This is a genomic window from Embleya sp. NPDC008237, from assembly GCF_042956465.1.
Taxonomy (GTDB): domain Bacteria; phylum Actinomycetota; class Actinomycetes; order Streptomycetales; family Streptomycetaceae; genus Embleya.
In genome coordinates, this window is record NZ_JBIBGL010000005.1 from 173674 (window position 1) to 195451 (window position 21778).

General features: G+C 72.7%; 21 protein-coding genes. 7 read left to right on the forward strand and 14 right to left on the reverse strand.

Features of this window, described 5'->3' with window-relative positions:
- Nucleotides 1-21: 21 nt before the first annotated feature.
- The 5 genes from ACFZBU_RS14610 to ACFZBU_RS14630 form a co-directional block, all read right to left on the reverse strand.
- Entirely contained in the window at nucleotides 22-1041 is a 1020-nt protein-coding gene (locus tag ACFZBU_RS14610; protein WP_391583900.1) for a cytochrome d ubiquinol oxidase subunit II, read from the reverse strand.
- Entirely contained in the window at nucleotides 1038-2528 is a 1491-nt protein-coding gene (locus ACFZBU_RS14615; RefSeq protein ID WP_391583901.1) for a cytochrome ubiquinol oxidase subunit I, read from the reverse strand. Before ACFZBU_RS14615 ends, ACFZBU_RS14610 begins: the two co-directional genes overlap by 4 nt.
- A complete protein-coding gene (locus tag ACFZBU_RS14620; protein WP_391583902.1) occupies nucleotides 2525-3919 on the reverse strand; it encodes an NAD(P)/FAD-dependent oxidoreductase in 1395 nt (464 codons plus the stop codon). Before ACFZBU_RS14620 ends, ACFZBU_RS14615 begins: the two co-directional genes overlap by 4 nt.
- Before the next feature lie 19 nt (nucleotides 3920-3938).
- Nucleotides 3939-4778, reverse strand: a complete 840-nt coding sequence (locus ACFZBU_RS14625) for an SDR family oxidoreductase (protein WP_391583903.1) — start codon at nucleotides 4776-4778, stop codon at nucleotides 3939-3941.
- 270 nt (nucleotides 4779-5048) lie between these two features.
- On the reverse strand, nucleotides 5049-5846 hold the full coding sequence (locus ACFZBU_RS14630) for a TIGR03084 family metal-binding protein (RefSeq protein WP_391583904.1): 798 nt from the start codon (nucleotides 5844-5846) through the stop codon (nucleotides 5049-5051).
- Between the two features lie 294 nt (nucleotides 5847-6140).
- Here ACFZBU_RS14630 and ACFZBU_RS14635 point away from each other — a divergent pair, with 294 nt between their 5' ends.
- The 3 genes from ACFZBU_RS14635 (at nucleotide 6141) to ACFZBU_RS14645 (ending at nucleotide 9445) form a co-directional block, all read left to right on the forward strand.
- A complete protein-coding gene (locus tag ACFZBU_RS14635; protein ID WP_391583905.1) occupies nucleotides 6141-6809 on the forward strand; it encodes a response regulator in 669 nt (222 codons plus the stop codon).
- Between the two features lie 243 nt (nucleotides 6810-7052).
- A complete protein-coding gene (locus ACFZBU_RS14640; RefSeq protein WP_391583906.1) occupies nucleotides 7053-9137 on the forward strand; it encodes a GAF domain-containing sensor histidine kinase in 2085 nt (694 codons plus the stop codon).
- An 89-nt stretch (nucleotides 9138-9226) separates the two neighbouring features.
- Entirely contained in the window at nucleotides 9227-9445 is a 219-nt protein-coding gene (locus ACFZBU_RS14645; protein WP_391583907.1) for a hypothetical protein, read from the forward strand.
- A gap of 72 nt (nucleotides 9446-9517) precedes the next feature.
- On the opposite strand, the gene ACFZBU_RS14650 is transcribed toward ACFZBU_RS14645, so the two are convergent.
- The 7 genes from ACFZBU_RS14650 to ACFZBU_RS14680 form a co-directional block, all read right to left on the reverse strand.
- Nucleotides 9518-10174: an NAD(P)H-dependent oxidoreductase gene (locus ACFZBU_RS14650; protein WP_391583908.1), complete on the reverse strand. Its 657-nt coding sequence runs from the start codon at nucleotides 10172-10174 to the stop codon at nucleotides 9518-9520.
- A 215-nt stretch (nucleotides 10175-10389) separates the two neighbouring features.
- The gene (locus ACFZBU_RS14655) at nucleotides 10390-11736 is read right to left on the reverse strand and encodes an acetyl/propionyl/methylcrotonyl-CoA carboxylase subunit alpha (RefSeq protein WP_391583909.1); all 1347 of its coding nucleotides are present in this window, start codon (nucleotides 11734-11736) and stop codon (nucleotides 10390-10392) included.
- Nucleotides 11737-11742: 6 nt separating this feature from the next.
- Nucleotides 11743-12321: an acetyl-CoA carboxylase biotin carboxyl carrier protein gene (gene accB, locus ACFZBU_RS14660; RefSeq protein ID WP_391583910.1), complete on the reverse strand. Its 579-nt coding sequence runs from the start codon at nucleotides 12319-12321 to the stop codon at nucleotides 11743-11745.
- On the reverse strand, nucleotides 12318-14168 hold the full coding sequence (accD, locus tag ACFZBU_RS14665; RefSeq protein ID WP_391583911.1) for an acetyl-CoA carboxylase, carboxyltransferase subunit beta: 1851 nt from the start codon (nucleotides 14166-14168) through the stop codon (nucleotides 12318-12320). The genes accB and accD overlap by 4 nt, the downstream gene beginning before the upstream one ends.
- A complete protein-coding gene (locus ACFZBU_RS14670) occupies nucleotides 14165-14722 on the reverse strand; it encodes a cupin domain-containing protein (protein ID WP_391583912.1) in 558 nt (185 codons plus the stop codon). Before ACFZBU_RS14670 ends, accD begins: the two co-directional genes overlap by 4 nt.
- Nucleotides 14707-15819 (reverse strand): type III polyketide synthase, encoded by a 1113-nt coding sequence (locus tag ACFZBU_RS14675; RefSeq protein ID WP_391583913.1) that lies wholly within the window; start codon nucleotides 15817-15819, stop codon nucleotides 14707-14709. The genes ACFZBU_RS14670 and ACFZBU_RS14675 overlap by 16 nt, the downstream gene beginning before the upstream one ends.
- 162 nt (nucleotides 15820-15981) lie before the next feature.
- Entirely contained in the window at nucleotides 15982-16194 is a 213-nt protein-coding gene (locus tag ACFZBU_RS14680) for a DUF5999 family protein (protein ID WP_391583914.1), read from the reverse strand.
- A 253-nt stretch (nucleotides 16195-16447) separates the two neighbouring features.
- Between ACFZBU_RS14680 and ACFZBU_RS14685 the strand changes: the two genes are divergently transcribed.
- Nucleotides 16448-16738, forward strand: a complete 291-nt coding sequence (locus ACFZBU_RS14685; RefSeq protein ID WP_391583915.1) for a hypothetical protein — start codon at nucleotides 16448-16450, stop codon at nucleotides 16736-16738.
- Nucleotides 16739-16789: 51 nt separating this feature from the next.
- Here the strand turns inward: ACFZBU_RS14685 and ACFZBU_RS14690 are convergent, their stop codons facing one another.
- Together ACFZBU_RS14690 and ACFZBU_RS14695 are read right to left on the reverse strand one after the other, a co-directional pair.
- Complete coding sequence (locus tag ACFZBU_RS14690; RefSeq protein ID WP_391583916.1) at nucleotides 16790-18004, reverse strand: helix-turn-helix domain-containing protein; 1215 nt, start codon at nucleotides 18002-18004, stop codon at nucleotides 16790-16792.
- 89 nt (nucleotides 18005-18093) lie between these two features.
- Entirely contained in the window at nucleotides 18094-18258 is a 165-nt protein-coding gene (locus ACFZBU_RS14695) for a hypothetical protein (RefSeq protein ID WP_391583917.1), read from the reverse strand.
- Between the two features lie 330 nt (nucleotides 18259-18588).
- Here ACFZBU_RS14695 and ACFZBU_RS14700 point away from each other — a divergent pair, with 330 nt between their 5' ends.
- From ACFZBU_RS14700 to ACFZBU_RS14710, 3 genes are all read left to right on the forward strand, one after another.
- Nucleotides 18589-19665 carry a DUF3068 domain-containing protein gene (locus tag ACFZBU_RS14700; RefSeq protein ID WP_391583918.1) on the forward strand — a complete coding sequence of 359 codons (1077 nt, stop codon included), beginning with the start codon at nucleotides 18589-18591 and terminating at the stop codon, nucleotides 19663-19665.
- 154 nt (nucleotides 19666-19819) lie between these two features.
- Nucleotides 19820-20983 (forward strand): glycosyltransferase family 4 protein, encoded by a 1164-nt coding sequence (locus tag ACFZBU_RS14705; RefSeq protein ID WP_391583919.1) that lies wholly within the window; start codon nucleotides 19820-19822, stop codon nucleotides 20981-20983.
- 4 nt (nucleotides 20984-20987) lie between these two features.
- Nucleotides 20988-21713: a class I SAM-dependent methyltransferase gene (locus tag ACFZBU_RS14710; RefSeq protein ID WP_391583920.1), complete on the forward strand. Its 726-nt coding sequence runs from the start codon at nucleotides 20988-20990 to the stop codon at nucleotides 21711-21713.
- The last annotated feature ends 65 nt before the right edge of the window (nucleotides 21714-21778 follow it).

Here is a 21778-nt window from a genome sequence, read left to right on the forward strand (position 1 = left end):
GGTGGGGCGGAGCCGGCGGTGTCACTCCCCGACGTCCTCGTCGGTCAGCGGTTCCAGCACGCCGTGGGTGTCGAGGCGATACAGCACGACCAGCGCCGGGCCGATCAGCACGATGGCGATGAGCGCCACGAAGAGCATCCACCGCAGTGAGGCGCTCGCTCCCGCCGCCTGCCGCACGGTCAGGGAGGTGGGCACCAGATAGGGGCGCTGGGCGAACCCCCAGGCGGCGACCATCGAGGCCACCGAGGCCACCGAGGTGTACCGCGCCCATCCGGCATGGCGGCCGGAGACGAGCCAGGCCGTGGCGGCCACGGCAACCGCGGCGAAGACCACCAGCAGGAGCCCGATCCCGTGGGTGAGTCCGTGATGGACGTACGACGCGTGCTCGTCGGTCACGGCCAGGCCGAGCGCGCCCACGACCACGAGCGCGCCGATGCCGATCCAGGCACGCACCCGGAAGTAGCCGATCAGGTCGGGGGCGTCGAAGCGACGTGCGTCCGAGGTGAGGAACACCGCGCCGAGGAACGCGGTGGCCGCGACGGCGAGCAGTCCGGCGAGGATCGAGGTGGTATTGGCCCAGGCGTCGGCCGAGGCGGTGGTGCCCGGCTCGACCCGGCCGGAGGCCACGCCGCCTGCGGCGGCGCCCAGGAAGAACGGGGTGAGCAACGAGGAAACGGCGAACACGGCACCGTAGATCCGGCGTTCGGCCAGTCGCCGGGTGGGCTTGCGCAGCGCGAACCCGGCGCCGCGCAGGACCATGCCGACGACGGCCAGCGCCAGCGGCAACCACAGCGCGGTGAACACCGTCTGGAAGAACACCGGGAAGCCCGTCCACATGAGGACCAGAACGAAGATCAGCCAGACGTTGTTGACCTCCCACACCGGTGCCATCGCGTGGTCGATCAGCCGGCGCGGAGCCTTCCCGCGCTCCGCACCGCCGGCCAGCAGGTCCCAGAACCCGGCGCCGTAGTCGACGCCGCCGCCGCAGGCGTACGCGGCGATGACCGACAGCAGGATCCAGGCGACGAGGTCGGCGGTCACGGCACGCTCCCGGGATCCGGTCCGCTGCCCGGTCCGGCGGGCGGTGCCGGGGACTTCGGGCCGGCGCCGACGAGTTCGCCGCGTGGACCGTACGGGGCGTCGCTCTCCGGTCGGTCGTCGAGCGCGCGGGCGGCGCCCGAGTCGGCGAGCCGCCAACGGCTGCGCATCTTGAGCAGCACGCCGAGGAACGCGCCGAAAACGAGAACGTAGACCACCACGATGACGCCGAGCACGGTCCACAGCGCGGCGGCCCGGGTCGGGGTCACCGCTTCGGAGACCCGCATGTTCCGATAGACGATCCAGGGCTGTCGACCCACCTCGGTGGTGATCCAGCCGCACTCCACGGCCAGCACACTGGCCGCACCCGCGAGGGCGGCGCATCGGAAGAACCACCGTGACCGCGGCAGGTCACGGCGGCGCAGCCGGCACCAGCCGTACCACAGCGCCAACAGGATCAGCAGGCTGCCGATGGTGACCATGATGTCGAAGGCCCAGTGCGCGATCGTCGCCTGAGTAGGCGTGGGGCGGTCGGCGGAGGGCACGGCGGTCAGCCCGGCCACTTCGGTGTCGGGGCTGAAGCCGGCCAGGATGGAGTCGAGTTGAGGGATTTTGAGGCCCCCCTTGACGCTTCCGTCCGATTGCAGCCGGCCGAACATGTACTCGGGTACGTGCGTGTCGGTGTCCCAGACGAGTTCCGTGGCGGCGAACTTGACCGGTTGCTTGTGGAAGACCGACCGAGCGATGGAGTCGCCGAGCACGAACTGCACGGGGGTGAGGACGGCGGCGATCGTGAACGGCACCCGGAACCCGAGGAGGTGGTAGCGGTCGCGGCGACCGCGCAGCCAACCCACCGCGTAGACGCCGGCCACGACGTAGCCGGCGGTCAGGAACATCGCGACCACGAAATGCCAGTACTGGGGTCCGAACATCGGCGTGAAGATCGTCGATCGCACATCGACGTCGGTCGGCTTGCCGGTCGAGTCGAGGGTGAAACCCGCAGGGGTGTTCATCCAGGCGTTGGCGGCGATGATTCCGAACGCGCCGAGCAGCGCCGCGAACGGCAACGGGACGCCGAGCCAGAAATGCGTCCACGGCTTCAGCCGGCGCCAGCCGTACAGGTAGATCGCGATCAGGATCGCCTCGAGGAAGAACGCCCACGCCTCCACGCCGAATCCGATGCCGAAGACGTCGCCCCACCGGCCCATCATGCCCGGCCACAACAGTCCGAACTCGAACGACAGGACCGTGCCGGTGACGATGCCGACCGCAAACTGGACGGCCATGACCGCGGACCAGCGCCTGGCCAGCAGCATTGCCACCGGATCGTTTTTGCGCAGGGCCCGGTGGTGCATCACCAGCGTGATCAACGGCAACGCCACGCCCAACGGCACCAAAATGATGTGGGAGGCCAGCGTGAAGGCCATCAACTCCCGTGCCGGAAGCAGCTGTTCCGGCGCCGAGGCCAGAATCGGTGAGCCGGGGTTCATGCGGGCCTCGATGGGTCGTGCCGGGTGATCTCGGGGTCACTCGGCGGACCGGAAGGCGGACCGTGCCGCGCATCGGGCTGCGCAGCCGGTTGCGGGTCGGGCCGTGGGTCGGGCTGCGGGTCGGGTGAAAGGAACGCGCGTTCGCGGCGGGATCCGGTGGCGAAGACCACCGCCCAACTGAGCAGTGCCCCGATCCGGCTGCGGAAGCCGGTGAGGAAAACGATGTGGATGAACAGCCAGATCAGCCAGCCGATCAACCCGGATGCGTGGAACCGGCCCATCCTGACGACCGCTTTACCACGGGAGATGTACGCGGCGCTGCCGAGATCCACGTATCGGAACGGACGCGTCTTGCCGGTCCTGCCCTCGACGGCGTGCCGGATCCGGCGGCCGGCGTAGGCTCCGCTCTGCATCGCGACCTCGGCCAGACCGGGCAGCTTGTCCAGGCTCATCAAGTCGCCGACCACCCGGATCTCCGGATGGCCCGCGATCGTGAGGTCGGGCTCGACTCGGATGCGTCCCGCCCGGTCCTGTTCCGCCCCGGTGGCCAGGGCCAGGACCGTCGCCAGCGGCGGTGCCTCGACCCCGGCCGCCCACAGCACCGTGCGAGCCTCCACCCGCTCGGTGCCGCCGTCCTTACGGCGTACGGTCAGGCCCCGGTCGTCGACGTGGGTGACGATCGTGCCCAGGTGCACCTCCACGCCGAGATCGTCCAGGGTGCGGGCAGCCCGCCGGGACAGGACCGGGCCGAAGGGGGCGAGCACCGCGTCCGACGCGTCGAAGAGCAGCACCCGCGCCCGACTCGGGTCGATGCCGGAGAACTCCCGATTGAGCGTGTGGCCGGCGATCTCCCGAATCTGGCCCGCCAGTTCGACCCCGGTGGGGCCGGCCCCCACCAGGGCGAAGGTGAGCCAGTGCGCGCGCTCGCGCTCGTCCTCGCTCGCCTCCGCCGTCTCGAACGCGCGGTAGAGCTTGCTCCGCACCCTCAACGCGTCTTCCAGCGTCTTCATGCCGGGGGCGTGGGCCGCGAACTCGTCGTGCCCGAAGTAGGACTGGCGCACGCCGATCCCCACGATCAAGTCGTCGTAGGGGAGGGCGAGCACCCGGCCGTCCGGCCGCTCGGCGTGCACGACCCGTCGGGCGACGTCCACGTCGGTCGCCGTCGCTTCCAGGCACCGTACCCGGTCGTGCCGGCGCAGGACGGCACGCAGCGGCTGCGCGATCTGCCCCTCGGACAGAATGCCGGAAGCACACTGGTACAGCAGGGGCTGGAAGAGGTGGTGCGCACAGCGGTCGACCAGGGTCACCGCGACCGGGGCGCTGCGCAGGGCCCGTACGGCGAACAGCCCGGCGAAGCCGCCGCCGAGGATCACCACCCGCCGAGGGGTCACGTGGTCCTCCACGACGCCCTCACCCCCCGGTGGCGAAGCCGGGGAAGAGCGTCATGCCACCGTCGACATAGATCGTGGTGCCGACGACGTAGTCCATCAGGTCGGAGACCAGGACGGTGACCGCGTCGGCGATGTCCACCGGATCGCCGACCCGGCGGTAGGGAATCAGCCCGAGGAGATCGGCCTCCGCCTCGGGAGTGGCCCACGCGTCGCGGTTGATCGGGGTACGGATGGCGCCCGGGGCGACCGCGTTGACCCGGATCCGGTCCGGGGCGAGTTCCTGTGCGAGGGTCTGCATCAGCATCAGGACGCCGCCCTTGGACGAGGCGTAGTTCACATGGCCCGCCCACGGGATGATCTGGTGGACCGAGCTCATGCAGACGATCTTTCCCGCCGAGCGGGAGACCTCCGGGACCACGCCGCGGCGCTTGAACTCCTTGGCCGCCTCCCGGGCGCACAGGAACTGACCCGTGAGGTTCACGTCCAGGACCTTCTGCCACTGGGCGAGCGACATCTCGGTGAGGGCGGCGTCCCGTTGGAGCCCGGCGTTGGCCACCATGATGTCGATCGTGCCGAACTCCTCGACCATGCGCGCGACCATCGCGACGACCTGGTCCTCCTGCGAGACGTCCGCCTCGTGCGGGTACGCCCGTACGCCGAAGGACTCGATCTCCCGGACCACCTCGTCGGCGGTCTCCGGGCCGGAGACGTAGTTCACGACGACGTCGGCGCCCGCCTGTCCGAGTGCGATGGCGGTCGCCTTGCCGATACCGGAATTCGCCCCCGTCACCAGCGCTTTCTGTCCCCTGAGGATGGGTGGCAACACCGGCCGGCCGGGCCCGTCCACACCTGTGGTCATCGTGTTCTCCCATCATCGCCCGCACCGCGACGCCGAAGCATCACCCTCTCCGGCGGCAGGCCGTACGTCGCCGATCGACGCGCCCCGCCCACTCGATCGGAACAGCCGCACCCCTCGGATGGCGCAGGCCCGGGCTCGCCCGACGCACCGCCCGGGTCCGAACCCGGGCGTGGTCGCCGGCGCTCGTGCGGGCGGCCCGGGACGGTGACCCGTCGAGCGCCCGGCCGAACGTGGTGCGTCCGGGCGGTCGCGTGTCGCCGCTTCGTGGGATCAGGCGAACCGGCCGGGGGTGCGGCCCGGTCCGGGTGGGCCGGCGTAGCACTGGGCGATTTCCAGCCAGCGCACCGCCTCGTCGCCCTCGGCCCGGACGGCGAGGTCGTCGGCGTGCCGGCGTCGGGTGACCAGGAGGCAGAAGTCGAGCAAGGGGCCGGTCACCCGCTCGGCCGCGTCCTCGGGGCCGTACGTCCAGGCACCGCCGACCTCGGGCCCGCCGCTCAGTTCGACCCGGAACTCCCGCTCGGGCGGGCGCAGATCGTGCACGAAGTAGGCGTAGTCACGGGCCCGGACGCCGATCCGGGCCACGTGGCGCAGCCGGGCGGTGGGCGGGGGCCGTACGCCGAGGGTGTCGGCGACGTCCTGTCCGTGTGCCCACGTCTCCATGATTCGGGCGCCGGCCATCGACGCGGCGCTCATCGGCGGTCCGTACCAGGGCAACCGCCCGCCCGCCGGTACCGCGGCCAGCACCTTGGCCACGGCGTCGCGACCGGCGCGCCAGCCGGCCAGGATGCGATCCGGCGGCTCCGCCGCGCCGCGCTCGGCCGCTCGGTCCACGAAGCCGTCGGGGTCGGCCGCGGCCTCCGCGACGGCGACGGCGAAGCCGGCCGGATCGCTCGCCGCGAGCCGGACCTGATCGTCGGTCCACGCCAGGTGCGCGATCTGGTGGGCGATGGTCCACCCCGGCGCGGGCGTCGGCATGGCCCACGCGTGCGGTGCCAACCCGCCGACGAGCCGGTCCAGTGCGGCGCTTTCCGCTCCGAGGTCGTCCAGAACGGCCGCGAGATCCACCATCGTCCCCGTCCTCCCATCACCGACCGACGTTCCCGCGACACGCACGCGAGCCCGACCGTCCCGCCCCGTGGCCACGGGATCCCGGCAGCGTTTCATCGCCCCTACCCGCATACAAGCCCCACCGCGCTTCAGGGAACGCAACAGGAGTCCCCCGGGGCGGTGTGGGCGGGGGCGTGGGGGCGCGGGCGTGGAGGTGGGGGCGCGGGGGCTTCGAGGCGGAGGCGTTCGTGGAGGGGAGGTGCGACTCGGCCATGTGCACATGGTGAGTGCGCGCGCACGCGTAGTATGTACCGCGTGGTTGGGGAGAGTGGTTCCGAGGTGGTTCGGGTCGTGATCGTCGACGACCATCCGTTGTTTCGGGCGGGGTTGCGGGCGGCGCTGGAGAGTGCCCACGACGTCGTGGTGGTCGCGGAGGTGGAGACGGCCGCCGCGGTGCCCGAGACGGTCGCCGAGTACCGTCCCGACCTGGTGGTGATGGACCTGTCCCTACCGGACGGCTCCGGCATCGAGGCCACCCGGCGGATCGCCGCCGACACGCCCACCGTCCCGGTCCTGGTGTTGACCATGTCCGACGACGACGGCAGCCTGCTCGCCGCGATGCGTGCCGGCGCGGGCGGCTACCTGGTCAAAGGCGCGGGTCGGGACGAGGTGCTGCACGCGGTGCGCACGGTCGCGGCCGGCGGCGCGGTCTTCGGGGCGCAGACCGTACCCCGGTTGACCGCACTGTTGGCGAGTGGTGCCCCGCGCACCGCCGAGCGGGTGTTCCCCGAGCTGACCGAGCGCGAATGCGAGGTGCTCGACCTGCTCGCCCGCGGCCTGGACAACCGCAACATCGCCCGCAGGCTGTTCCTCGCCGAGAAGACCGTGCGCAACCACATCACGCACATCTTCGAGAAACTGCACGTCGGCACCCGCGCGGAGGCGGTGGCGCACGCCCGCGACTTCGGCTTGGGCGCCGACTGATCCGGCACCCGCGCGGCGCCGCGTCCGCGCACCCGGGCGCGGGCCGCCCCGGGACACCGGCCGGGCCCGAATCGGGACCTCGATGGGACCGGTGCCTCGTGCGCACGGGACCTCGCGACGGCCATCCTGGGACGTCCGAACCCCGCCGGGCCCCGTACACCGGAACCACCCGGCGTCGTCCGGTCCCACCCGGCTCCACTCGTCCGCGCCGTCGTTCGCCGACGTCTCGTGAGGAGGCGCCAGATGCCCATCGGCAACCGAGAGCAACGCTCCGGTCTCGACCGGGCCTACGCGGTATGCGGCGCCTCCCTGGCCGGCGGCCTCGTCACGCTGGTCCTGCTGCTCACCCACCTCGACGACCCCAGGATGTCCCCGCGCCCCGCCCTGATCGGCGTGGCCACCCTCCAGGGCGTCGCCTTCGCGCTCTCCGGGCTGTTCGTGCTCTCGCGTCGATCCGCGCCCGGCCTGGGCTGGTTGCTGCTGTGGACCGGCCTGTCCTACCCGCTGGGCAGCGCGGTCCTGTTCGGCGCCGTGTTCGCCGACGCCGGACCCGGTTGGTCCGCCGTGGCGATCACCGTGTGGCTGGTCACCGACTGGGTGTTCCTGTTCGGGATGTACGCGCTGCCGCTGTGGCTCCCGAACGGGACCCTGCCCAGAGCCCGATCCGTCCGGATCTACGCCGTGCTGGTCGCCGTGTGGAGCGCTCTGCACGCGTACACCGACCACGCCGGGTCGGACTGGTACGGACTGCCCAGCTTCCTGCAACACGGCGCCTGGGCCGACGCGCAGCGGTGGCTGGACGAGTGGCTGACCCCGCGGATGGAGCTGATTCCACCACTGGTCATCCTCACCAGCCTCGCGGTGATGACCGTGTGCTGGGTGCGCTCGCCCGGACCGCACCCGGTACGACTCGTACCGCTGTTGCCCTACCTGTTGTGGCTGGCCGTGAGCTTCCTCGGCTACCACCTCGAACTCTCGGATCTGCTCTATGACTTCCTTCTCTACGCGGGCGTGCTGGTCTGGCAGCTGTGCTTCGCGTACGCCTTCGCCCGGGACCGGCAGTGGCACCTCGACCGGTCCACGCGCAAGGTGCTGGCCGCCTTCTCGCTGGCCGCGGTGCTGATGGGCGGCTACTTCGGGATCGCCGTCGCGCTCTCCGGCACACTGCCCGGCGCGCGTACCGCCGGCGCACTGGTGATGGCGGCCGGCGCGCTGGTGATCGGCGCCCTGCTGCGCCCGACCATCGGCTGGGCGATGCGCGTCGTGGACCGCTTCTACTACGGCGAACGGGCCCGGCCCTACCAGGTGGTCCGCGACCTCTCCGAGCAGTTGAGCCGGGCACCGGCACCCGGCGCGGCGCCGACCCTGCTCTGCCGAACCGTCGTACACACCCTCGGTCTGCCCGGCGCAGGCGTCGTGGTCGCCACCCGACACGGGGAACGCGAACTCGCCCGGATCGGCAGCGCCGACGCCGACCGCGTCGACTTCCCGCTCACCTACGAGGGTGCCGTGATCGGCCGGCTCTCCGCACCGCCCCGACCCGGACAGGACACCCTGGATCGCCAGGACCTGGAAGTACTGCGCTTCCTCGCCGACCAGGCGGCGCCCGCCATCGCGTCGCTGCGCCTGTACGAGGAACTCCAGGAGACCCGCGAACACATCGTGCTCGCCCGCGAGGAGGCCCGCCGCCGGCTGCGCCACGACCTGCACGACGGCCTGGGCCCCGCGTTGTCCGGCACCCGGCTCCAGGTCGACACCGCGCGGGCCTGCGTACCGCCGGGCACTCCGGCCGAGGGCACGCTGGCCATCGCGTCGCGCAGCATCGGTGAGGCGATCACCGAGTTGCGCCGGATCACCGACGGCCTCGCCCCCGCCGCACTCGCCCGTCTCGGTCTGGCCGGCGCACTGCGCGAATGTGCCACGCGGCTGGACGGCGGCAACGGCACGGATCCGCACATCCGGGTCGCCTTCGACCCCGATCCGCCCCCGCCGCTGCCCGCCGCCGTGGAGGTCGCGGTCTACCGGATCTGCGGCGAGGCGCTGACCAACGTCGTCCGGCACGCCCGGGCCCGCAACGCCACGCTCGACGTCCGGGTCACCGACACCCGCGTCGTCCTGGAGGTGGTCGACGACGGCATCGGGAGCGTGGACCGCGAGCGCGGCGCGGCGACCGAGGGCGTCGGCCTGGCCTCGATGGCCGAACGCGCCGAGGAACTCGGCGGCAGTTTCACCGCAGACGGCGACGAGCACGGCACCGTGGTGCGCGCGGTCATTCCACGACCCGGGACCGACACCCGGGACCAACCCGGGACCGGCCCGGGACCGTGACCACATGCGGGCGAACCGAGACCGCGCGAAGGTGGAGGAGAGGTGATCGACCCGATCACCTCGTCCCTCACAGAGCACGGAGATCGATCATGTCGACGACCCCACTGCCGAACGGCGGCGAACCACCGCCCGGATCGGATCAGCCCGACAAGCACTTCGGCTGCCACCCGCCGAACCACGTGTGCGTGGCCGCGGAGCCCGAGGATTCGTCGGAACCGACGAATCCGGACGGCGGCCATCCGCCGCATCGGGCCGATGCACCGGGCCGACCCGCCGAACCGGACACGCATCATCCGCCGTCCGGCTGAATCGGCACATTCCGACCGCCGCCCCCACCGTCCTCGACGGTGGGGGCGGCGCCGTGTGCACGGCGGGCGGGCTCACCCGGTACGGCGGTGACGGGTCGGTGCGGCCAGGGCGGCGCCGGCCGCGCCGGTGTGGATGACGTCGGAGAGGGCCTGCAACTGGGCTCGGATCAGCGCCGCGACCCGGGGGTCCGCAGGCCGTACCGATCCGTCCGGTCCGCCGGTCAGCGCGTCGGGGGCGCCGCCCACCACCACCTCCGGGTGCGGCACGACCAGGTTGCCCAGACCGGCCAGGATCCGCACGGTGTCGGTCAAACCGCGAAACCCGTGCAGCCGACTCGCCGTGACCACCATCACCGCGATGCCCTTCCCGGACAACGACGCGTCCCCTCGTGGGCGCGAGGCCCAGTCGACGGCGTTCTTGAGCACGCCGGGGATCGAGTGGTTGTACTCGGGGGTGGCGATCACCAACCCGTCCGCCCGACGGATCGCGGTACGCCACCGGCGCACCGCCGGCAGCTCCGGATGCACGTCCAAGTCCTGGTTGTACAGCGGTAGTTCGCCCAGCGTCGGATAGACGTCGAAGCACATGCCGGCCGGCGCGAGCGCAGGCAGCGCGGCCAGCAGCCGGGTGTTGTCGGACCGGGCGCGCAGCGAACCGGAGATCGCCAACACGCGGGCCGGGGAGGCGGAGACGGGAGCGGACGCGGGAGCGGTTCCGGGCGCGGACATGAGTGGCCTTTCGTCGAAGCGATACGTCGGAAGCCGGTGTCGGTGACCGGTGTCGGTGGCCGAAACGTCGGAAGCCGGCGCGTCGGGAGCGGGTATGGCGCCGGCCGATACGTCAGGGGCCGATACGCCGGGAACCGGGGCGTCGGGCGCCGGTGGCTCGGGGCGCCGGAACCTCAGGCGCCCGTACCCGCGCCGATACGCCCTCGGTCGGTGCGTCAGGCGCCGGTGCGGCTGTCCAGCAGCGTCGTGTCGTGACGCCCCGCGCGGAAGTCCGGGTCGTCCAGGATCTCGGCGAGCAGCGGCGCGGTGGTGTGTATGCCCGGGCCCTCGACCCGCAGTTCGCCCAGCGCGCGGCGCATCCGGGCCAGTGCCTGGTCGCGATCCGGTCCCCACGTGACGATCTTGGCCAGCAGCGAGTCGTACTCCGGGCGGGCCTGGGATCCCGGGAACGCGTGCGTGTCCACGCGGACGAACGGGCCGGCCGGCGCGTCGAAGGCGGTGAGCGTGCCGGGACAGGGCGCGAAGTCGCGAGCCGGATCCTCGGCGTTGATCCGGACCTCCACCGAGGCCCCTCGGGGCCGCACCCGGTCCTGGTCGAGGCCCAGCGGTCGGCCTGCGGCGATGAGCAGTTGTTCACGGACGATGTCGATCCCGGTCACCGTCTCGGTCACCGGGTGCTCGACCTGGATCCGCGAGTTGACCTCGATGAACGCCGCCTCCTCGCCACGGACCAGGAACTCGAAGGTGCCCGCGCCCCGATAGCCCACCGCCCGGGCCCCGGCGACCGCGTGTGCGGCCAGTCGATCGGCCTGGCCGGCGGGCAGGCACGGTGCCGGGGACTCCTCGACCAGCTTTTGGTGTCGGCGCTGCACCGAGCAGTCCCGCTCGCCGAGGTGGACCACGTTGCCGTGTCCGTCGGCCAGGATCTGGATCTCGATGTGACGGGCACCGGCCAGGTAGCGCTCCAGGTAGACCCGGTTGTCGCCGAAGGCCGCCTGGGCCGTGGCGCGCGTCGCCCGGAAGGCGGGCAGCAGCGCGCCGGCGTCCGGCACCACCGCCATCCCTCGGCCGCCGCCGCCCGCGACCGCCTTGACGATCAGCGGGAAGCCGATCCGCCGGGCCACCTCGGCGGCCTCGTCGGCGGTCTCGACCGGGTCCGGCGATCCGGGCAGCACCGGCAGCCCGGCGTCCGCCATGAGCCGCCGGGCCGTCGACTTGTCCCCGAGCCGGGCCATCACCTCGGGCGCCGGGCCGATGAAGACGATCCCGTTCTCGGCGCAGATCGTGGCGAAGTCCGGGTCCTCGGAGAGGAATCCGTAGCCGGGATGGATCGCCTGCGCACCGGTGTTGCGGGCCGCCTCGATCACCGCCGGCGGGTAGAGGTAGCTGCGGTGGGGGTCCGCAGGGCCGATGTTGACGTGCCGGTCGGCGGCCCGTACGGCGGCCGAGTCGCGATCCGCGCCGGAGTGCACGACGACGGTGGCGATGCCCATGTCCCGGCAGGTGCGCACCACGCGGAGCGCGATCTCGCCCCGGTTGGCGATCAATACGGTGTCGAACACGGCAGCTCACCTCGCCGAATCGGAGTGGGGGCCGGAGCCGGGGCAGCCGGGGCCGGCGGCCGGATCGGCAGCGGATCCGGCGTCGGGATCGGTGGTGGGATCGGGGTCGAGTTCGAGCAGCGGTTGGTCGTACTCGACGCCCTGGCCGTTGTCGACCAGCACCGCCGCCACCCGACCGTCGCGGTCCGCCTCGATCGGGTTCATCAGCTTCATCGCCTCGATGATGGCCACCTGTTGGCCGGCCCGGACCATGTCGCCGACCTCGACGAACGGTGCCGCTCCCGGTTCCGGCGCGCGGTAGAGGGTGCCGACCAGCGGCGCGCGGACCAGGTGGCCCGCAGGTGCGGCGGCCGGCGGCGGGGTGGGCGCGGGCCCGGCCTCGGGCCCGGCCTCGGGCCCGGGCGGGGTGGCGGCCGGGATCGGCGGCTGCCCCGGGGTGTGCGACCAGGCGACCTCGATGCTCTCTCCTCCGGATCGCAGCACGATCTGCGTGGGCGGTCGCGGTGCCTCGCTCAGCACCTGACCCAACGTGGTGCACAGGACGGCCAGGGTGGCCGCCCGGCCTCGGTTGTCGACGCCGCTCATGCCGATTCCTCCTCGTAGTCGTGCGCGTCCGCCCGGTCGCGGTCGAGCCCGTCGCCCTCCGCGGCCGGCACCGCCGGTAGTCCGAAGGCGCGAAAGCGTCGCCGCCGCAGCACCACGCGCTCGGCCGGTTCGACCGTCGCGAGCTCGGCCACCGTCTCCAGGACCGCGTCCCGCAGGGCCAGGCTCGCGGCGGCCGGATCGGCCTGGGCACCACCCTCGGGTTCGGCGATCACCCGGTCCACCACGCCGAGTTCGAGCAGCGAACCGGCGTCCAGACCGAGCGCCCGGGCCGCCGCCGGGCTCTGCTCGCGGGTCTTCCACAGGATCGCCGCGCAGCCCTCCGGGCTGATCACCGAGTACAGCGCGTTCGCGCTGATCAGCACCCGGTCGGCGACGCCGAGCGCGAGGGCGCCGCCGCTGCCGCCCTCGCCGGTGACCACGGCCACCACGGGCACCCGCAGTCCGGCGAGCACGCGCAGGCACTCCGCGATCGCCCCGGCCTGGCCCTGCTGTTCGGCCTCGATGCCCGGGTGCGCGCCCGGGGTGTCGATCAGGGTCACCAGCGGCACACCGATCTTCTCGGCCAGCCGGGCGAGCCGGACCACCTTGCGGTAGCCGGCCGGTGAGGCCATCGCGAAGTTGGCCCGGACCAGGTCGGCGGTGGTGTGGCCCTTCTGGTGGCCGAGCACGAGCATCGCGCGGCCCTCGACCAGGCCCAGACCGCCCACGATCGCCGGGCAGTCGCCGCCCGCCCGGTCGCCGCGCAACTCGACGAACGCGTCCATCCAGTAGGCGAGATGGTCCCGCGTGGTCGGCCGGCCCAGGTCCCGCGCGGCGGCGACCACCTCGTGCGCGGGCCGAACGGCCGGCGCGCCCGATTCGGGGACCGCGACGGCGCCCGACACCGAGGCCCGGGCCGGCCCGCTCGCCGCCACCCGATCCGGCCGGGCCGCCGGCGCCGCCGAAGCCCGATCGGACCGCACGGCAGCGCGGACAGGCCGCCCACTCCCCTCCGCCGGATCCGGCCCGACGGCCCCGCGCGCCGCGGCCAGGAGCACCGCGAGCGTGCGGCGCAGCTCACCGCGCGGGCGCACGGCGTCCACCAGGCCGTGCCGAAGCAGGAACTCCGCCCGCTGGAACCCCTCCGGCAGCCGCTCCCCGATGGTCTGCTCGATCACGCGGGGTCCGGCGAAGCCCATCCGCGCGCCCGGTTCGCACACCACCACGTCGGCCAGCGTGGCGAACGAGGCGGCCACGCCGCCATAGGTGGGGTCGGCGACGACGGTGACGGTGAGCAGTCCCGCCTCGTCCAGTTCGGCCATCGCCGCCGAGGTCTTGGCCATCTGCATCAGGGCCAGCGCGCCCTCCTGCATCCGGGCGCCGCCGGAGGAGGTGACCACGATCAGCGGCACCCGCCGGGCCAGCGCGGCGTCGGCGGCCGTGCCGATCGCCTCCCCGGCGGCCACCCCCAGGCTGCCGCCCATGAAGGCGAAGTCCATCACGGCCAGCACCACCGGATGCCCGGCCAGCGTGCCGAGCGCCACCCGGACCGCGTCGTCGTGCCCGGTGGCCGCGCGGGCGGCGGCCAACCGGTCCGGGTACGGCCGGAGGTCCTCGAAGCGCAGCGGGTCCTGCACGGTCGGGGTCGGGGTGAGCGGCCGGGCGCTGCCCGGGTCGAGCAGCGCGTCCAGCCGCCGGGCCGCGTCCAACGGGGTGTGTGCGCCGCAGCGGGGGCACACCCGATCGGCACGCTCGAAACGTTTGCGGTACACCAGGGCGCGGCAACTCGGGCAGATCAGCCAGTCCGGCGGTACCCGGTCGGCGGCCGGCCCGGAAGCGGTGGTCATCGCGTTCTCCCCTGTTCGTCGCGCGGCGCGGTGCTCGGGGCGGCGTGCCGCAGCGGGGTGATCTGGTGGATGTCGTAGTCCCGGCGCAGTCGGGCCACACGCTCCGCGTCGACCCGCTCGCCGCTCTCGAAGATGGTGAGCAGCTCCTCGAAGTAACGTTCGTGGTCGGGCGCCGGTGTGGACTGGAAGAGCATCCGGGCCGGTCGCGTGGTCGGGTTGCCGAATGCGTGCGGGCACCCGGGCGGTACGAACATGCAGCTCCCGGCGCCGGCCCGGACCGGTCCCCGGCCGGTCTCCGAGCGCCAGGTTCGCCAGTCGTCGGTGGTGCGCCGGCGGGGCTCGAAGGCGAGCACGTCGAGTTCGCCGTCGAGTACGTAGAAGAACTCCTCACCGTGCCCGTGCACGTGCGCGCCGACGTCGAAGCCGGGCGGCACCACCACCTCGAAGGTCGAGGTGTGTCGGGCGTGCGCGCCGGTGACCTTGTAGGTGACCTCGTGTGCGGCGGTCACCAGCCGCCGGCCCGTTCCGGGCGGGATGATCAGGCCGTCGACCATGACGGCACCTCCTCGACTGAGGACCGGCGATCGAGGCCGCCCGGTGGTCCGGATTCGACCCAGGTGCCGACCGCCATCTCGGCGGTGATCCCGGGGCCGAAGCCGGCCACGATGCCGCGTCCGCCGGCGGCCGGTCCGCCCGCCGCGAACAATCGGTCCAGGGCGTCGAGGACCACCGCGCTGGCGATGTTCCCGTACTCGGTGAGGGTGGCCCGGCTGTGCCGGAACGCCTCGGGGGCGACGCGGAGGAATGTGCTCAGGTCGTCCAGGATCCGCGGACCGCCGGCATGCACGATGTAGAAGTCCAGGTCCGAGGCGTCCCAGGCGTGCCGGGCGACCAGTTCCTCGATGACCGGTGCCAGTGGCTCCATCGTGGCGGGCACCCGCTTGTCCAGGCGGAAGTGGAAGCCGGTGTCCTTGACCGCGTAGCGGATCCAGTCCTGGGTGTTCGGGATCAGGTGGGAGGCGTTGCGTTCGAGCCGGATTCCGGTGCCGCCCGCGCCGCGCACCACGGCCGCCGCGACCGCGTCGCCGAACAGGCCGTCGCAGAGCAGCGAGCCGATGTCGGCGTCGGCGGGCTGGTAGCACAGCGAGCAGAACTCGCAGGCGACGATCAGCGCGTTGAGGCCGGGATGGGCGGTACAGAAGTCGTGCGCCCGGTTGATCGCGGCGCCGCCGGCCGCACAGCCGAGCTGGGCGATCGGCAGCTGGCGGGTGTCGGAGCGCATGCCCAGTTCGTTGATCAGCCACGCGGTCATCGACGGCATGCCGAATCCGGTACACGAGACGTAGATCAGCAGGTCCACGTCGCGTACGTCCAGTTCCGCGTTGGCCAGGGCCCGGCGGATCACCGGGGGCACCCGCAGCCTGGCCTGCTCGTGGTAAAGGAGGTTGCGGGCCTCGAAGCCGGGATGGCGCAGGGTGCGCTCGATCGGCTGGACGAGATGTCGTTTGCGTACGCCGGTGTTCTCGATCAGCCGCAGCGCGAGCGGCAGTCGGGGGTTGTCCGCGTGCAGTCGGCGGGCGATCTCCAACGACTCGTCCATGGTGATGACGTTCTCGGGGACGGCCACGGCGGGCCGGCACAGAATACTCACGAGTGGTCTTCCTTGCCTGGTGCGAAATCGCGGAGAACCGGACGCGGTTCTCCGCGGTCTTCGGTGGTTTCGGTGGTTTCGGTGGTTTCGGTGCCGCGCCCGGTCGCCACCGCGGGGTGGACGTCGCCGGGCGCGGCACCGGCATCGGTGCGGTCCGCTCGGCTACCGGGCCGCCTGCATCGGGATCGACCGGGGCGGGGCCACCCGGTGTGGGGCCTCGATCGCACCGTCGGGCAGCAGCGCGCCGGTGTCCTCGAAGATCACCACGCCGTTGCACAGCAGGCTCCAGCCCTGCTCGGGATGGCTCTGTACGACGTGTGCCGCGAGATGGTCGGAGGCCGATGCGGCGGGACAGGGGGGAGAGTGCCGGCACATGGTCCTGGTCCTTCCGGGAGTGCCGTGGGTGGCGGCGGATCGGTGAGCCGCCACGGGGTGGGTCGGTTGTTCGGTCACACGCCAACCGTGCGCCTCCCGCGGTCCCGGGCGGATGAGGCCACAGCCCCGAATCGACGGCCGATGTCCCGGGTCGGTGGGGCGGGTCGAGGTGGGCGGGTCGGGCATCCCGTTCGCGCGCGGCCCGGCCGGCCACGCGGTCACTCGCTCACATGTGCGGAATATGCTGCCGGGCGTGAACGACGACGAACCGATCCTCAAGCGGAACAGGTGGGGGCCGAGCCCCTACGTATTCAACGTCCGCAACCCCATCGGTCTGGCACTGACCGTGATCACCGTGGTCTTCGTCGTGGTCATGCTGGTCCTGATGAACCGGCACATGGGGCCGTTCGCGCGGCCGTCCGCTCCGGAGCGGCCCCCGTCGGAGGGCTGGGAGTGGTCACCGACCCGGCAGCCGACGCCGTGGACGCCACCGACATCGCCCGCGACGCCGCCGACGACACCGACCGAATCGGCGCACCCGTAGGGTGTCCCGGTTCGGGGTGGGGCACGTCCGCGGTCCCGGCTAGCCACGCCATCAGTCCCGCCGCGCCGCCGCCTTGTCCTCGCGCAACCGCCGGGCCCGAAGCACCAGTTCCAACTCGAAGCGGCGATCCGGTTCGTCCATCTCGTCGCCCAGCAACTCCCGGATCCGACGCAGCCGATAGCGCACGGTCTGCGCGTGCACGCCCAGCAGCGCCGCGATCTCCGGTGCGCCGCCGCGCGTCTCCAACCAGGCGAGCAGGGTCTCGGCCAGCCGACGCGAGTGTGCGGGCGCGCAGTTGTCCAGCGGTGCCAGGCAGCGGCGGGCCAGGTCCTCGATCAGCTCCTCTGGCGGCAACAACACCAGCGCCTCGGTGTGTTCGGTGCAGCGGATCACCCGCCCGTCCGGCAGTTGCCCGCGCTCCATCAGGCGCAGTGCGGTGCACGCCCAGTGCAGCGACTTGGCCGCGTCGGCCAGGGGCACGGCCGGCCCGATCGCGCCCGACCAACCCGCCATCGCCCGGCGCAGCAGGTCGGAACGCCCGGCCGCGTCCGGGTCGGGCAGGATCATTCGGGGCCGTTCGCACTCCATGTCCAGGAGCACGTCCCGGCCCACCGCCGGCGCGACCGCGTCCGGCGCGGGTCGCAACAGCACGCCCACGGCGACCTGTTCGGGCAGTGGCCAGCCGATCCGGGCGGCGTGTTCGGCGAGCGCGCCCGCCGGTTCGGTGCCGTACTCGGTGAGCATCAGCTTGATCAACCGCTTCTGCGCCCACAGGCGTTCGCCCACCTGGCGGGCCGCGGCCTCGGCGTAACCGTGCACGGACTGGGCGACCAGGCCGTCGAGGTATTCGAAGCCCGCCTCGGCGAGTTCGTACATCGCGGGCGGCGGGATCTCCACCTGTTGGCCGATCTCGGCCAGCCGCCGCCACGCGAGGCGCACGCCGAGCCGGTAGACCGCCTGCAACGAGTCCAGGCTGCGCCCCTGGAGCACCTCGGCGCGGCCGAACATCTCGAACAGTTCCAGGCGTTCGTGCTGCCGGTCGTCGGTGTCGAGCAGGTGCGAGACGAAGTCGGCCAGCGCGCGTCGGATGGCGACCAGGGCCATCGGTTCGCCGGACTCGTCCGGGATCAGCGGGAGTGCGGGGTACTCGACCCGGATGTCGCGCAGGATGCCCTGCGCCAGGTCGGGGATCTCGGCCAGGGCCAGATCGGCGAACCGGCGCAGTTGCGGCCGAGGTACGTCCCGCCATGCGGTGCGCACCGTCATGTCGCCTCTCCCTCGCGGCGGGTGGCCCGCGCCCGTGCCCGGGGCGTGGACGCGTGGTCCGACCCGTTTCCCGGCATGCGGGGTCGGCATCAGGGCTGTGGGTTCGGCGCGGTGGGATCGGTGCGGAACGACACGAGCGGGACGTTGGGTTGTTCGGGGGTCTTGTGCAACGCGGCGACGATGCCGAACGCGGCACCGACGGCGAGGGCGGCGGCGAGGATCACGGTCAGCGCGGCGGCGAGCAGTCTGTGCATGCTTCGACGAGCCTCTCGATCGGAGGGCACCCCGCCCATTCCCATGCACCGGCTCCGTGGTGAACACAGTGTGCGAGCCGTATTGACACTCCGTCAAGGGTGCGCCTACGGTTCCCGGCCTGAGACAGACGTGCACGTCCGCTCGGGCCTGTCTTCGATCCCGCGTCGGGCTCCGGGGCGTCCGGTGCCGTGCATCGGCGGCCGGGGAAGCGCTCGCATAGTGGTTCCATTCGGGCGGTTCACCGGGGTGGCGAGGTGCGGTGCCGGGCGTCGCGGTGCTCGGCGTGGGATCGAAGACAGGCCCTGGCCCTTTGCCGTCAGGAGTGCCGGATGCGCCGCACCTTTTCCTCCCGTTCCCCGATTTCGTCCCTGGCCGTGCTCGGAGCCGGAGTCTTCCTGCTCGTGCTGGCCGCGATGCTGGCCTGGTACGTCGAGCCGCAGGCCGAGCGCACCCCTCTCGACATCGACGACACCGTGGTGTTCGCCGGTACCGGGAGCTATTTCGACACCACCGCGCTGCGGCCGGTGCACGGCGAGACGCTCACCGTGACCCGCCGGGTGGTGGGCAATGTCGCGGAGGCCGAGCGCAGCGGCCGGGCGGTGTGGGACGTGTCGACGACGATCGACACCCCGGCCACCCTGGCCGAGCACGACCCGCGTCGGTCCTACCAGTGGACGGTGGCCCGCTGGGTGACCGACCGGCGTACCAATGCTCCGGTGCACTGCTGCGGGGAGACGCCGGCGTTCCGGGGCGAGGCGTTCCTGAAGTTCCCGTTCGATCTGGAGAAGCGGCGATACCGCTGGTGGGACGAGACATTGGGGGCGGCGATCCCGCTGGACTACCGCGGCACGGTGAAGGTGCGCGGACACCGCGGCTATCGCTTCACCGGCACCGTGCCGGACACCCGGGTCGGCGACCGACAGGTCCCGGGTGCTCTGGTCGGCGTCGCGCAACCGCAGGTGCTCGCCGAGGAGTGGTACGCCAATGCCGGTGTCGATCTGGTCGTCGACCCGCGTACGGGCCGGGTCGTCGATGCCCGTATCGCCCCGCGCAAGACCCTGCGGGCACCCGGCGCGAGTTCGGCTTCGGTGGTACTGCTGGACAGTTCCGAGATCCGCTTCACGCCCGAAACCCGGCGCCGCCAGGTCGATGCGGCGCGGCGGGACGGCGCCAAGCTGGTGTTGGTCGGCGAGACCGCGCCGATCGCCGCGGGCAGCGCGGGGGCCGTGCTCACCGCGCTCGGAGTGCTGTTGGTGGTCCGCGGATCACGGCGCGGCTCCCCCGAAGCCGAACCGGTCGCCGAGCCGGCCGCCGATCGGGGCGCGCGGGTGCGCACCCGTCGGTTGCCGCGGCTGCGCCGGAGGGCTGCCGGGCGGGGCGACTCCGGGCGGCCGGCACCGAACTGAAGGTTCGTCGGTGATCGCGGCGGCAAAGTTGTCACCTGCGTGAGTAGCCGCGGCACACGGGGGTGGCGAAAACTACGAACTCACCCCGCACATCCCGCACTTCCCATGCACTCGACCCGCGTTCGATCCAGGCCCGATACGAGTTGGAGCTCTCATGCCCCGGCACGTGCCTCCCGCGCTGCGTCCGACGCCCCGCTCGACACCATCCGAACCGCCGCCCGACCGGTCCCCCCGGCCTCGCCGGATCGTCTTCCTGGCCCGTCGCGACCTGGCCAACCCGGCCGCGGGCGGCTCCGAACTGCTGGTCGATCGACTGGCCGACGGACTCACCGCCCACGGCCACCAGGTGACCCTGCTGTGCGGTGGGCCCGCCGCCGACCGCGACTACCGCGTGGTCTCGGTCGGCGGCGACACCGACCACTACCTGCGCGCCCACCGTGCCCTCGATCGCCGCGTCGGCGGCTGCGACCTGCTCGTCGAGGTCTGCAACGGCGTGCCCTACCTGAGCCCGCTGTGGCACCGCGGCCCCACCCTGTGCCTGGTCAACCACGTCCATACCGACCTGTGGGGAATGCGGTTTCCGGGGCCGGCCGCGCGGCTGGGGCGGCGGCTGGAGCGCTGGGGGCTGGCCGGCGCGCATCGGGGCAACCTGATCGTCGCGGTGTCCGGCTCGACCGCCGCCGCACTGCGCGCGATCGGGGTCCCGCCCGACCGGATCCGCGTGGTGCACAACGGCGTCGAGGAACCCGGGCCGCGGGTCGCCAAGTCGCCGGAGCCGCTGTTCGTGGCGGTGGGCCGGCTGGTCGAGTACAAGCGCATCGACCTGCTGCTGCGCCTGTGGGAGCGGGTCCGGCCGGTGACCGGTGGCCGTCTGGTCATCGTCGGCGACGGCCCCGAGGGCGACCGGCTGCGCGCCCTCGCCGGGCCCGGCGTGCTGTTCACCGGCCGGGTCTCCGAGGCCGAGAAGCACCGATTGTTGTGCTCTGCCTGGCTGTTGCTGCATCCCTCGGTGGTCGAGGGCTGGGGGCTGGTGGTGACCGAGGCCGCAGCCCGGCACACCCCGGCGATCGGGTTCGACATCCCCGGTCTGCGCGACTCGATCGACGACGGCGTCACCGGGGTCCTGGCCCGGGGCGAGAGTTCGTTCGCCGCCGCGTGGTGCACCCTGGCGCTCAGTCCCGGGCGATGCGCGGCGATGAGCGCCGCCGCCGGGCTGCGGGCCGGCCGGTTTCGCTGGACCGCCACGGTACGCCGGTTCCGGGCCGTGGCCGCCGAGGCCGCGTCCGCTCCGGGCGCCGGCGGCGACACCGCGTGGTGATCGCGTGAAGGACCCGTCGCTGCGTAGGTCGATCGCGCTCTTTCGGGCCTTCCGGCAGGAGCGGCACGACCCGGACCGTTGCTACGGGCTGCTCGCTCGCGACGCCGCCGACCAGGTCGAGCGGCATGTCCGGGTGCGCGGTCGGGTGGTGGTGGACGTGGGCGGCGGCAGCGGGCACTTCACCCGGGAGTTCCGCCGGCGCGGAGCCCACGGATACCTCTTCGAACCGAATCCGCGGGAACTGGCGCCGCGCGGCATGCCGCCCCGGGGCGCGGTACTGGCCGACGGCTACCTGCTGCCGCTGGCCGACGGGGTGGCCGACGTGTGCTTCTCGTCCAATGTGCTGGAGCACGTCGCGGATCCGCAGACCTTCCTGAGCGAACTGGTCCGGGTCACCCGCCCGGGCGGGTTGATCTACGTCGCCTTCACCAACTGGTACTCCCCGTGGGGCGGTCACGAGTGGGCGCCCTGGCACTACCTGGGCGCCGAGCGCGCCCGGGCCCGGTACACCCGGCGCACCGGCCGTGCCGCCAAGCACACCCTGGGCGAGAACCTGTTCGCCGTGCACATCGGGCCCACGCTGCGGCACGTCCGGGCCCGCCCGGACGTGGTGGTGGTCTCGGCCCGCTCCCGCTACTGGCCCGTTCTGCCCGGGGCGGTCACCCGCCTTCCCGGGCTGCGTGAGGTCCTCACCTGGAATCTGCTCCTCATTCTTCGGCGGTGCCCGTGACGGCGGCGCCATCGCCCGACGCACCCGTCGGTCCCGCCCGCCGGCATCCCGGCGCCCGGGCATCG

Bases quoted from the DNA above. Each gene is read 5' to 3' on its own strand.
- ACFZBU_RS14615 (WP_391583901.1), bottom strand. From the start codon at position 2,528: ATGAACCCCGGCTCACCGATTCTGGCCTCGGCGCCGGAACAGCTGCTT.
- ACFZBU_RS14625 (WP_391583903.1), bottom strand. From the start codon at position 4,778: ATGACCACAGGTGTGGACGGGCCCGGCCGGCCGGTGTTGCCACCCATC.
- ACFZBU_RS14630 (WP_391583904.1), bottom strand. From the start codon at position 5,846: ATGGTGGATCTCGCGGCCGTTCTGGACGACCTCGGAGCGGAAAGCGCC.
- ACFZBU_RS14640 (WP_391583906.1), top strand. From the start codon at position 7,053: ATGCCCATCGGCAACCGAGAGCAACGCTCCGGTCTCGACCGGGCCTAC.
- ACFZBU_RS14645 (WP_391583907.1), top strand. From the start codon at position 9,227: ATGTCGACGACCCCACTGCCGAACGGCGGCGAACCACCGCCCGGATCG.
- ACFZBU_RS14650 (WP_391583908.1), bottom strand. From the start codon at position 10,174: ATGTCCGCGCCCGGAACCGCTCCCGCGTCCGCTCCCGTCTCCGCCTCC.
- accB (WP_391583910.1), bottom strand. From the start codon at position 12,321: ATGAGCGGCGTCGACAACCGAGGCCGGGCGGCCACCCTGGCCGTCCTG.
- accD (WP_391583911.1), bottom strand. From the start codon at position 14,168: ATGACCACCGCTTCCGGGCCGGCCGCCGACCGGGTACCGCCGGACTGG.
- ACFZBU_RS14670 (WP_391583912.1), bottom strand. From the start codon at position 14,722: ATGGTCGACGGCCTGATCATCCCGCCCGGAACGGGCCGGCGGCTGGTG.
- ACFZBU_RS14680 (WP_391583914.1), bottom strand. From the start codon at position 16,194: ATGTGCCGGCACTCTCCCCCCTGTCCCGCCGCATCGGCCTCCGACCAT.
- ACFZBU_RS14690 (WP_391583916.1), bottom strand. From the start codon at position 18,004: ATGACGGTGCGCACCGCATGGCGGGACGTACCTCGGCCGCAACTGCGC.
- ACFZBU_RS14695 (WP_391583917.1), bottom strand. From the start codon at position 18,258: ATGCACAGACTGCTCGCCGCCGCGCTGACCGTGATCCTCGCCGCCGCC.
- ACFZBU_RS14700 (WP_391583918.1), top strand. From the start codon at position 18,589: ATGCGCCGCACCTTTTCCTCCCGTTCCCCGATTTCGTCCCTGGCCGTG.
- ACFZBU_RS14705 (WP_391583919.1), top strand. From the start codon at position 19,820: ATGCCCCGGCACGTGCCTCCCGCGCTGCGTCCGACGCCCCGCTCGACA.